Source organism: Streptomyces sp. NPDC005485 (assembly GCF_040606085.1).
Lineage (GTDB): Bacteria > Actinomycetota > Actinomycetes > Streptomycetales > Streptomycetaceae > Streptomyces.
In genome coordinates, this window is the sequence record NZ_JBEXDZ010000230.1 from 1 (window position 1) to 11,167 (window position 11,167).

Below are 11,167 nucleotides of genomic sequence, written 5' to 3' on the forward strand. Positions count from 1 at the left end.
CACGGCGCGCGAGCCGAAGGGGGGCTTCTGCGCCGCGGCCGGGGGCGCTCCCCGCAGGGCGGCCGGCGCCGGTGTCCTTGGCGCCGTCGCCACGGCGGCCCGAGCCGTTCGCACCGGTGCCCGCGGCGCCCGAGCTGTTGCCCGTGCCGTTGCCCGTGCCGGAGCGGCGGCCGGTGGTGCCGCGCTGCGCGGACGTACCCGCGCCGCGTCGGGCGCCGGTGCCGGTGCCTGTGCCGTTGCCGTTGCCGTTCCCGGCGGGCCTCGGGCGCGACCTGGGTCGCTGCTGCTTGGGCTGCTCGACGGGCTGCGGGACCTCGATCACCACGGGAACGCCGGAGGGCTCCCGGGCGCCGGTGATGCGGGACAGCTCCGTGTCGCTGGACTTGATCATGGCCGTACGCGGGCTGATGCCGGCGTCCGCCATGAGGCGGGACATCTCGCGCTTCTGCTCGGGCAGGACGAGGGTCACGACGCTGCCGGACTCACCGGCCCTGGCGGTGCGTCCGCCGCGGTGCAGGTAGTCCTTGTGGTCGGTGGGCGGGTCCACGTTGACGACCAGGTCCAGGTCGTCGATGTGGATGCCACGGGCCGCCACGTTGGTGGCGACCAGCGCGGTGACCTGGCCGTTCTTGAACTGGTCCAGGGTGCGGTTGCGCTGCGGCTGGCTGCGCCCGCCGTGCAGCGCGGAGGCCCGCACACCGCTCGCGAGCAGCCGCTTGGTGAAGCGGTCGGCGCCGCGCTTGGTGTCGACGAAGAGGATCACGCGGCCGTCGCGGGCGGCGATCCTGAGGGCCACGGCCTTCTTGTCGGTCTCGTCGGCGACGTGCAGCACATGGTGCTCCATGGTGGTCACCGCGCCCGCGGACGGGTCGACGGAGTGCACCACGGGGTCGGTCAGGAACATCCGCACGAGACGGTCGATGTTCTTGTCGAGCGTCGCCGAGAAGAGCAGTCGCTGACCACCGGGTTCGACCTGCTTGAGCAGCGCGGTGACCTGCGGCATGAAGCCCATGTCGGCCATCTGGTCGGCCTCGTCGAGGACGGTGATGGCGACCTGGTTCAGGACGCAGTCACCCCGCTCTATGAGGTCCTTCAGGCGGCCCGGAGTGGCCACGAGCACCTCGACGCCGCGGCGCAGCGAACCGGCCTGCCGGCCGATCGACATGCCGCCGACGGCGGTGGCGACCCTCAGGTTGACGGCGGTCGCGTACGGCGTGATCGCGTCGTCGACCTGCTGCGCGAGCTCGCGCGTGGGGACCAGGACCAGTGCGAGGGGCGCCTTGGACTCGGCGCGGCGGCCCGCGGTGCGCGCGAGCAGGGCGAGGCCGAACGCGAGGGTCTTGCCGGAGCCGGTGCGCCCGCGGCCGAGGACGTCGCGTCCGGCGAGGGAGTTCGGCAGGGTGGCGCCCTGGATCGGGAAGGGCTCGGTGACGCCCTGTGCCGCGAGGGTCTTCGTCAGGGCCGCCGGCATGTCCAGCGCGTCGAAGGACTCGACGGCGGGCAGGGCGGGAGTGATGGTCTCGGGCAGCGAGAACTCCTGCGGCGGGGCGGCCTTGCGGGCCGGGCCCTTGCCGCCGCTGCGGCCGGCGTTACGGCCCCCGCCGCGTCCGGCGCCGCCTGCGGAACCGGTCGGCTGGGCACTGCCGCGGGAGTTCGTCGGTCGCCTACGGGCGGGACGTTCGGATCGAGTCATGCTGGATCTGGATTTCCTTTCTGGACTTCCTGGACCCCACGGACAACTCTCCTGGACCCACGGACAGCACGGACAGCTCGGACAGACGCGAGCCGGGACCCGCACCCGAAGGTGCGGGTCCCGGCTCGGGAAAGCGCGTCCCGAAATCAGGCGGGAACGATGTTCTCCGCCTGCAGGCCCTTCTGGCCCTGCGTGACGTCGAAGGAGACCTTCTGGCCCTCCAGCAGCTCACGGAAGCCGGAGCTGGCGATGTTGGAGTAGTGGGCGAAGACGTCGGGACCGCCGCCGTCCTGCTCGATGAAGCCGAAGCCCTTTTCCGCGTTGAACCACTTCACGGTGCCAGTAGCCATGTCATTCTCCTGAATAGGTAGGGGCCCCAGTCCGGAGATGCACCGGTGTAACGCCGGAGATGCCGGTAAAACAAAACGCGCCTGCGGAGGATTCCGATCAGGCGCACAAAGTAAATGGGTACCAAAAACGTATCAATGAGACAGTAGCACACTGGCGGCACACCTCGCACGGCACGGGTGCCGCCGCCGGTCGACGACGGCACCCACCGCGCGGGACCTGCGGGGACTACGCCAGCGGCCCCGTCACCGTCTCCACCGAGGCGACGAGCGCGCCGGAGCGCACGAACGCGTCCGCCGCAGCCAGGTCGGGGGCGAGGAAGCGGTCCGGACCTGGGCCCTGGACGCCGGCCGCGCGGACCGCCTCGATGACCGCCTGCGACGCCGGGGCCGGGGCCAGCCCCTCGCGCAGCTCGATGCCGCGGGTGGCCGCGTACAGCTCGACCGCGATGATGCGGGTCAGGTTGTCGACGGCCGTGCGCAGCTTGCGCGCCGCCGACCAGCCCATCGAGACGTGGTCCTCCTGCATGGCGGAGGAGGGGATGGAGTCGGCCGACGCCGGTACGGCGAGCCGCTTCATCTCGCTCACCAGCGCGGCCTGCGTGTACTGGGCGATCATCAGGCCCGAGTCGACACCGGCGTCGTCGGCGAGGAAGGGCGGCAGTCCGTGCGACCGGTTCTTGTCGAGCAGCCGGTCGGTGCGGCGCTCGGCGATGGACCCCAGGTCGGCGGCGGCGATGGCGAGGAAGTCGAGGACGTAGGCGACCGGGGCGCCGTGGAAGTTGCCGTTGGACTCGACGCGGCCGTCGGGCAGGACGACCGGGTTGTCCACCGCGGAGGCCAGCTCGCGCTCGGCGACCAGGCGGGCGTGCGCCATGGTGTCGCGTCCGGCGCCCGCGACCTGCGGCGCGCAGCGCACGGAGTAGGCGTCCTGGACGCGCGGGGCGTCGTCCTGGTGGTGCCCGGTGAGCTGCGAGCCCTTGAGCACGGCCAGCATGTTGGCGGCACTGGCGCCCTGCCCGGGGTGCGGGCGGATGGCGTGCAGTTCGGGGGCGAGGACCTTGTCGGTGCCGAGCAGCGCTTCCATGGACAGGGCGGCGGTGATGTCGGCCGACTTGTAGAGGGAGTCGAGGTCCGCGAGGGCCATGACCAGCATGCCGAGCATGCCGTCGGTGCCGTTGAGGAGGGCGAGCCCCTCCTTCTCGCGCAGCTCGACGGGGGCGATGCCGTGCTCGGCGAGCAGCTCACCGGCGGGCCGTACGACTCCGTCGGGGCCCTCCGCGTCACCCTCACCCATCAGCGTCAGGGCGCAGTGGGAGAGCGGGGCGAGGTCGCCGGAGCAGCCGAGCGAGCCGTACTCGTGGACGACGGGGGTGATGCCCGCGTTGAGGATGTCGGCCATGGTCTGCGCGACCTCGGGCCGTACGCCCGTGTGTCCCGAGCAGACGGTCTTGAGCCGCAGGAACATCAGCGCGCGGACGACCTCGCGCTCCACGCGTGGGCCCATGCCGGCGGCGTGCGAACGGACGATGTTGCGCTGCAGCTGGGCACGCAGCTCCGGGCTGATGTGCCGGCTCGCGAGAGCGCCGAACCCGGTGGAGACGCCGTAGACGGGCTCCGGCTTGGCCGCCAGCGCGTCCACGATCTCGCGGGCCGCGGCGAGGGCCCGTGCCGCCTCGTCGGAGAGCTCGATCCGGGCGCCGTCGCGCGCCACGGCGAGAACGTCGGACGCGGTCACCCCGGACGTCCCCACCACCACAGTGTGCATATCCATATTCAGGAGCGTACGCAGTGAATTCGATGATGTCACTACTGGGTGGCGGGTTGACCCCTTACCGACACGCAGGAGGGGCGGGCGGGGTCAGCGGCGCCCCCGGAAGCGACGGCGCTCCCGTACGGCGTCCGGGGAGGGCGCGTCGGCCAGCCGTACGACGGGGTCGTCGGGGCCCTCGCGCCCGGCGACCACGGGTTTGTGGGCGTGCACGGCCTTCGCGCGGTACTGGGCCGCGTCGGCCAGCCGGAAGAGCCTGCGGCCCGAGCGCACCGGTCCGATCGGGTCCTCGGTCGAGGCGACCCCGCACGCCACGCCGTCGCCGAGCTCCAACTCGGCGGCGCGGCGGCACAGTTCATCGGCGATCCGGACCACCTCGTCCGCCGACGGACCCACCGCGAGCAGGCAGAACTCGTCACCGCCGAGCCGGGCGGCGAGGGCCCCCGGCAGCATCGCCCCGCACAACGACAGCACCGACCCGAACCGCTCCAGCAAGCGGTCGCCCACGGCGTGCCCCTGGGTGTCGTTGACCCGCTTGAGCCCGTTGAGATCGCAGACGACGAGACTCACGACAACCCCGTCCCGCCGATGCCGCTCGACCGCCTCGTCGAGCCGGACATCGACCGCCCGCCGGTTCGCGAGCCCGGTGAGGGCGTCGGTGAACGCCAGCCGCCGGGCCTCCTCCAGCCGCTCGGTCTGCGCGATCCCGGCGGCGACCACGGAGGCGAGGACGGTCGCGAAGTCGGCGTCGGCCCGGTCGAAGACGGGATCCTTGGCCGCACGGGCCACATACAGCTCGCCCCAGGCCCGGCCGTGCAGCACGATCGGGGCGACGACGCAGCAGCCGCGGCCGCGCCGTCGCAGCGCGGCGACCCGCTGATGGCAGTACCCGGCGCGCCCCTCCGCCGGGCCCTCCGCCGTCTCGACCCAGGCGTTGGGCTCGCCGCCGCCGGCCCAGCGCTCGTGCAGGAACTCGGTGATCTCCGGGAACTGGTGCACGGGGTACGCCTCCCCGTCGGGGAACTCCTCCTCGCCCGGCGCGCGTTCGCCGACGTTCACCAGGACCCGGAGCCGGCCGAGCTCGCGCTCCCACACCGAGAGCGCCGCGAAGTTCCCGGCGAGCGCCCGGCAGGCCCCGAGCGCCGCGGCCCGCCAGGACTCCCGCGGGGTGTGCGCCGCCGCCATCCCCTGCGCCAGCTCCACCACGGCCCTCAGCCGTCTGTCCTCACCCATCACTCCAGGTTAGGGATGTTTTAGGCGATTTGGGATGTTAGTGGTGCGAACAGGGGTACGGTCCCGCCCAGCGTCGTGCGCGTGCGGCTCCCTACTCCCCCGGCCACTCCGGCTTCCGCTTCTCGTTGAACGCGGCGACCCCCTCCGCCCGGTCCCCCGAGAAGGCGACGGACCGCCACGCCGCGTCCTCGACCTCCAGGCCAGCCCGGAGGTCGAGCCCGTGCCCCAGGCGCAGCGCACGCTTCGCGGCCCGCAGCCCCACCGGCGAGTTCGCCGCGATCCGGGCAGCCAGCGCAAGGGCCTCGGAACGGTCCTCCCCCGCCTCCACCAGCTCGTCCACGAGCCCCAACTCCCGCGCCTCGGCGGCCTCCAGCCGCCGCGCCGAGAAGATCAGCTCGGCCGCCCGGGCCGCCCCGACCCGCCTGGGCAGCAGCTGCGTACCGCCCCCGCCGGGAATGACCCCCACCGACACCTCGGGCAGCCCGACGACCGCCGTACGGTCGGCCACGATCAGGTCGCAGGAGAGCGCCAACTCGAAGCCGCCCCCGAGCGCGAAGCCGTGCACCGCGGCGACGGTCGGCATCGGCAGTTCCAGTACGCCGGTGTAGGCAGCACGCGCGACGGGGCGCTGCCGCACCAGGTCGGCGTCGCTGAAGGAGTTCCGCTCCTTCAGATCGGCTCCGACACAGAAGGCACGTTCATGCGTGGAGGTCAGCACGACCACCCGCACCTCCCGGTCGGCGGCGAGCGCCTCGCACGCGGCGGCGATGGAGCGCGCCATGTCCGTGGACACGGCGTTCATGGCCTTCGGCCGGTCGAGGGCGAGCTCCGCGACGTACCCATGCCGCCGTACGGCGACGAACTCCCCGAACCGCCGCTCGTCCCCTTGCTCCGCCATGACACCCTCCCGGTTAACGCAGGTTAACTACCGACCCCCCGATCATCGCAGCCACGCCCGCCGGACGAAACCCGTCCCCCCGCACCCGAACTCCCCGTTCGAGTGACACCGGCCCCAACTCCCCTCCCGCTCCCCCGAACGGCGCATAACCTGCGCACCGCTACAGCGCATGGCACCGGGGAGGGACGACCATGGCGGAAGCAGCAACGACGACGAAGCCAGAGACAGAAACAGAGCCACAAACAGCGACAGAGACAGCGGCAGAAACAGATCCGCGGCCACAAGCGGCGCCGTCCAGGACGGTCGGCCGGCACCGCAGGCCGCGCCCCCGCCGTGTCCTGTTCGCCGTCAGCGGGATGGCCCTGGCCGCCGGGGTCCTGAGCTTCGTACGGCTGACGCCCGAGTCGGTGCTCGGAGGCGGCGGCAGTGCGGAGGCGGAGCCGAGGGCGGCCGCTCCCGCGGACACGGCGGGCAACGCGGCGGTCACCGTCGAGGCCGTGCCGTCGGCGAGTCCCACGTCGACCGCCGTCATGGGCGGCGTGAGTGCGACACCCACGCCGGGCGTGAGCCTCGCCCCGATGTCCTCCGCGCCCTCCGCGTCGACGCTCGCGAGCCCCCCGGCGCGGGACGTCCCGGCCCCGGACGCCACCGGCATCCCCACGGCCCCGGCTCCCACGACCACGCCGTCCGCCGCTCCGAGGCCCCCGGCGACGACGGCCCCCGCCCCGCAGCCGACTCCGAGCGCCACCACGGGCAACGGAAACGGCAATGGCAACGGGACCCCGGCTCCGAAGGCCGACCCGCCGGGGCTGTGCGTCCCGATCGTGGGTCTGTGCGTCGACGGCCTTGCGCAGCCGGGCGGCCTCCTCGGGCGGTAGGGCCCAGGGGGCGTCAGCTCTCGTTGTCCCGGCGGGCCAGCAGCCATGGCTCGACCACGCCCAGGCCGCGGACAGGGCGCTGCCACATGGGCTGGAGGGCGAAGCGGTAGGCGGGCGGTTCCTCGCCCTCCTTCTCCGCGGCGACGGCGGCCTCGGCGGCCTCCGCCTCGGAGACAGGGGCGTCGCCGGTGCGGACCAGTTCCTCGGCGAAGGCGCCGTCGACGAGGACGGCGTCGCGTGGCGCTATCGAGGTGAGGCGCGAGGCCAGGTTCACGGTCGTACCGAAGACATCACCCATACGGGTGGTGACCGTGCCGAAGGCGATGCCGACGCGCAGCTCCGGCATCGTCTCGTCGTTCGCCATCGTCTCGATGAGGCGCAGGGCGATCTCGGCGGCCACACCCGCGTCGTCGGCGGCGTACAGCACCTCGTCGCCGAGGGTCTTGATGAGCCGGCCCCCGTGGGCCGCCACCAGGTCCGCGGCCGTCGTCTCGAAGGCCTCGACGAGCTCGCCGAGCTCCTCCTCCTCCATACGGCGGGTGAGGCGGGTGAAGCCCACCAGGTCGGCGAAGCCGACGGCCAGGCGCCGGTCGACCATCTCCTCGTCGTCGGCGGCCTGCACGACCCGGCCGGTCGCGGCGGCGAGCTGGCGCCGCCAGACGTAGACGAGGAACTCCTCCAGCTCGGGCAGGAGCAGCTCGATCAGGGGGTACGTCACCTCGGTGCGGGTCATCCCCGGCTCCGGAGGCTCGGTCAGGCCCTCCAGGAAGGAGTCGATCTGCCATTCGGCGAGGCGGGCGGTGGTCTGGCCGGTGGAGCGGGCCACCTGTACGGCCATGGCCTCGCTGAGCAGGCCCGCCTCGACAAGGCCCGCGAGACGGCGCAGCGCCAGTACGTCCGCCTCCGTCAGGGCCTTGGCCTGGCCGATGTCCGCGAATCCCATGGCCCGCCAGAAGCGGGACGCCAGTTCCATGGAGACGCCTGCGCTGCGGGCCGCCTGGAAGGGGGTGTAGCGGCGTTCGGCGCCGAGGATGAGCTGTTCGAGGCGGAGGGCGAGGGGGTCCTCGCCGGGGTCGGGTTCGCCGGGGGCGTCCACGCGGGCCTGTGCGTCCATCCGGGGCTGGGCGTCCGTCCACCCGTTCGGGTCGGTCCGGCTTGGGGACGCCTCGGTGACCGGGCCGGCGGTACGGCCCGGCTCGGCGTCGGGAGCGGGGTGCGCACCCGTGCCGGAGCCCGTGTCGTCGACGGTCACGCCTGCTGCCCTTCCGATCTGCCGCGGTCAGGATCGACCGCGGTCAACTCTACGACAGGTGTGCTCTGGCTCACTCCTGCGCGGGGCGGGTAGGGGCGGAAGGGGCACTCCGTAGGGCTACTCCGCCGCCCGCAGATGCACGATGTCCCCCGCCCCCACCGGTTCCTGCACGCCTTCCGCCGTGGCCAGCACCAGCCGCCCGTCCCCGTCGACGGCGACCGCCTCCCCGGTGATCGACCGCTCGCCGGGCAGCTCCGCCCGCACCACGCGGCCGAGCGTCGCGCACCCCGCGGCGTACGCCTCCTGAAGCCCACTGGCGACAGGGTCGCCCCCGGCTTCGCGCCACTTGCCGTACCACTCCTCCAGGGAGCGGAGCACGGTGCGCAGAACGGTGTCACGATCCGTGGTCGCGGCCCCCGCGAGGGCGAGGGACGCGGCCCCGGGGACGGGCAGCTCGTCCTCCCGGAGGGTGACGTTGATGCCGATGCCGATGACGACCGCGTCGTCGCCGGCGCGCTCGGCGAGGATGCCGCCGGTCTTGCGTTCCTCGCCGTTCACGGTGACGAGGAGGTCGTTGGGCCACTTGAGTGCCGTGTCCACGCCGGCCGCGCGGGAGAGCCCGGCGGCGACGGCGACGCCGGTGAGCAGCGGGAGCCAGCCCCAGCGCGGGACGGGCACGTCGGCGGGCTTCAGCAGGACGGAGAAGAAGAGGCCCGAGCGGGCCGGGGCCGACCACTGGCGGTCCAGGCGGCCGCGCCCGGCGCTCTGCTCCTCGGCGACGAGGACGGCGCCCTCGGACGCCTTCCCCGCTGCGGCCTGGGCGACCAGGTCCGAGTTGGTGGACCCGGTGCGCTCCACCACCTCGATGTCGCACCACAGGCTCCCGTGCCCGCCTTCGCGCACCAGTGCCCTGCGCAGAGCGGCACCATTGAGGGGAGGACGGTCCAGATCGGACCACCGGTTGCCGTTGGGCTTGTCGTTCGCGTCTGAGGCATCTCGCGGCGTCATGCAACCCACCCTAGGTGTGGTAAACGCCGCACTGCCGAACCGTATCGACGCCACTACCCTACGAGTCAGTAGCAAACCCCTGACACGCATCCCCGAGCACGACCCTCAGCACATCCCCCAGTACCTCCCCAGCACGTCACCCTCACGTCCCCTTTGAGCAGGCAGGGAGCCGCATCCCGATGTCCGAGCCGGAAGACCCGCAGCAGATCGACATCCACACCACCGCGGGCAAGCTCGCGGACTTGCAGCGCCGCATCCAGGAAGCGACGCATGCCGGCTCGGAGCGGGCCGTGGAAAAGCAGCACGCCAAGGGCAAGTTGACGGCCCGTGAGCGGATAGAGCTGCTGCTCGACGAGGAGTCGTTCGTCGAGTTGGACGAGTTCGCACAGCACCGCTCGACCGACTTCGGCATGGAGAACAACCGCCCGTACGGGGACGGGGTCGTCACCGGTTACGGAACCGTCGACGGCCGGCCTGTCGCCGTGTTCTCCCAGGACTTCACCGTCTTCGGCGGCGCCCTCGGAGAGGTCTTCGGCCAGAAGATCATGAAGGTGATGGACTTCGCCCTGAAGACGGGCTGTCCGGTCATCGGCATCAACGACTCCGGCGGTGCCCGTATCCAGGAGGGCGTCAGCGCCCTCGGCATGTACGGCGAGATCTTCCGCCGCAACACCCACGCGAGCGGAGTCATCCCGCAGATCTCGCTGGTCGTCGGCCCGTGCGCCGGCGGCGCGGTCTACTCCCCCGCGATCACCGACTTCACGATCATGGTCGACCAGACGTCGCACATGTTCATCACAGGACCGGACGTCATCAAGACGGTCACCGGCGAGGACGTCGGCTTCGAGGAGCTGGGCGGCGCCCGCACGCACAACGCGGTCTCCGGGGTGGCCCACCACATGGCGGGCGACGAGAAGGACGCCATCGAGTACGTCAAGCAGCTGCTGTCGTACCTGCCGTCCAACAACCTGTCCGAGGCCCCGGTCTTCCCCGAGGAGGCGGACCTCGCCCTCACCGACGAGGACCGCGAGCTGGACACGACCGTGCCGGACAGCGCGAACCAGCCGTACGACATGCACACGGTGATCGAACATGTCCTGGACGACGCCGAGTTCTTCGAGACGCAGCCGCTGTTCGCGCCGAACATCCTCACCGGTTTCGGCCGGGTGGAGGGCCGTCCGGTGGGCATCGTCGCCAACCAGCCGATGCAGTTCGCGGGCTGCCTCGACATCGACGCGAGCGAGAAGGCCGCGCGTTTCGTGCGCACGTGCGACGCCTTCAACGTGCCGGTCCTGACCTTCGTCGACGTCCCCGGGTTCCTGCCCGGCGTCGACCAGGAGCACACCGGCATCATCCGCCGCGGCGCCAAGCTGATCTACGCCTACGCCGAGGCGACCGTTCCGCTGATCACGGTGATCACCCGCAAGGCCTTCGGCGGCGCCTACGACGTCATGGGCTCCAAGCACCTGGGCGCGGACCTCAACCTCGCCTGGCCCACCGCCCAGATCGCGGTGATGGGCGCCCAGGGCGCGGTGAACATCCTGCACCGGCGCACCATCGCCGCCGCCGCTCCGGAGGACCAGGAGGCCACCCGGGCCCGCCTGATCCAGGAGTACGAGGACACGCTGCTCAACCCGTACACGGCGGCCGAGCGCGGCTACATCGACGGCGTGATCATGCCGTCCGACACCCGCGCCCATGTCGTGCGCGGGCTGCGTCAGCTGCGCACCAAGCGGGAATCCCTGCCCCCGAAGAAGCACGGCAACATCCCCCTCTAAGGAGCCGCTGTGACGATCAAGGTTGTACGGGGCAATCCGACCCCTGAGGAGCTGGCCGCCGCACTGGCGGTGGTCCGCGTCCGCGCCGCGGCGGCGTCCGGCGAGCCGTCCGGCGCGTCCCGCGAGCCGGACGCCTGGGCGGATCCGGCACGGCTGGCCCTGAGCCGGCTGCCCGCGCCGGGTCCCACGTCCTGGGGCCGCACGTACTGGCCCAACTAGGGGGTGTTTTGAAAGTCCTGTGCGGTGCCCGCGGTGTTCGGTGCGTGCCCTCGGCGTGCCGGACGAAGGCCCTCGTACTGGACGTACTTG

General features: G+C 72.3%; 10 protein-coding genes. 3 read left to right on the top strand and 7 right to left on the bottom strand.

The features are described 5' to 3' along the window. The 5 genes from ABZS97_RS41155 to ABZS97_RS41175 all read right to left on the bottom strand — a co-directional run. Positions 1 to 1,693 (bottom strand): DEAD/DEAH box helicase (locus tag ABZS97_RS41155; RefSeq protein WP_356147901.1); only part of this gene is annotated, 1,693 nt, incomplete at its 3' end. Between the two features lie 146 nt (positions 1,694 to 1,839). After that, positions 1,840 to 2,043: a cold-shock protein gene (locus tag ABZS97_RS41160; protein ID WP_160504463.1), complete on the bottom strand. Its 204-nt coding sequence runs from the start codon at positions 2,041 to 2,043 to the stop codon at positions 1,840 to 1,842. A 226-nt stretch (positions 2,044 to 2,269) separates the two neighbouring features. Further along, positions 2,270 to 3,808: a histidine ammonia-lyase gene (gene hutH, locus ABZS97_RS41165; protein ID WP_356147925.1), complete on the bottom strand. Its 1,539-nt coding sequence runs from the start codon at positions 3,806 to 3,808 to the stop codon at positions 2,270 to 2,272. A gap of 93 nt (positions 3,809 to 3,901) precedes the next feature. After that, positions 3,902 to 5,044 carry a sensor domain-containing diguanylate cyclase gene (locus ABZS97_RS41170; RefSeq protein WP_356147906.1) on the bottom strand — a complete coding sequence of 381 codons (1,143 nt, stop codon included), beginning with the start codon at positions 5,042 to 5,044 and terminating at the stop codon, positions 3,902 to 3,904. A 91-nt stretch (positions 5,045 to 5,135) separates the two neighbouring features. Then, on the bottom strand, positions 5,136 to 5,942 hold the full coding sequence (locus ABZS97_RS41175; RefSeq protein ID WP_356147909.1) for an enoyl-CoA hydratase-related protein: 807 nt from the start codon (positions 5,940 to 5,942) through the stop codon (positions 5,136 to 5,138). Positions 5,943 to 6,298: 356 nt separating this feature from the next. Between ABZS97_RS41175 and ABZS97_RS41180 the strand changes: the two genes are divergently transcribed. Beyond that, positions 6,299 to 6,820, top strand: a complete 522-nt coding sequence (locus ABZS97_RS41180) for a hypothetical protein (protein ID WP_356147913.1) — start codon at positions 6,299 to 6,301, stop codon at positions 6,818 to 6,820. Positions 6,821 to 6,833: 13 nt separating this feature from the next. Here ABZS97_RS41180 and ABZS97_RS41185 read toward each other — a convergent pair whose 3' ends face one another. Both ABZS97_RS41185 and ABZS97_RS41190 read right to left on the bottom strand, forming a co-directional pair. Continuing rightward, the gene (locus ABZS97_RS41185; protein ID WP_356147928.1) at positions 6,834 to 7,934 is read right to left on the bottom strand and encodes an adenylate/guanylate cyclase domain-containing protein; all 1,101 of its coding nucleotides are present in this window, start codon (positions 7,932 to 7,934) and stop codon (positions 6,834 to 6,836) included. Positions 7,935 to 8,189: 255 nt separating this feature from the next. Then, positions 8,190 to 9,080, bottom strand: coding sequence for a biotin--[acetyl-CoA-carboxylase] ligase (locus ABZS97_RS41190; protein ID WP_356147916.1), 891 nt, complete (start codon positions 9,078 to 9,080; stop codon positions 8,190 to 8,192). Positions 9,081 to 9,259: 179 nt separating this feature from the next. Here ABZS97_RS41190 and ABZS97_RS41195 point away from each other — a divergent pair, with 179 nt between their 5' ends. Continuing rightward, positions 9,260 to 10,858, top strand: a complete 1,599-nt coding sequence (locus tag ABZS97_RS41195) for an acyl-CoA carboxylase subunit beta (protein ID WP_356147919.1) — start codon at positions 9,260 to 9,262, stop codon at positions 10,856 to 10,858. Between the two features lie 9 nt (positions 10,859 to 10,867). After that, positions 10,868 to 11,077, top strand: a complete 210-nt coding sequence (locus ABZS97_RS41200; RefSeq protein ID WP_356147922.1) for an acyl-CoA carboxylase subunit epsilon — start codon at positions 10,868 to 10,870, stop codon at positions 11,075 to 11,077. The last annotated feature ends 90 nt before the right edge of the window (positions 11,078 to 11,167 follow it).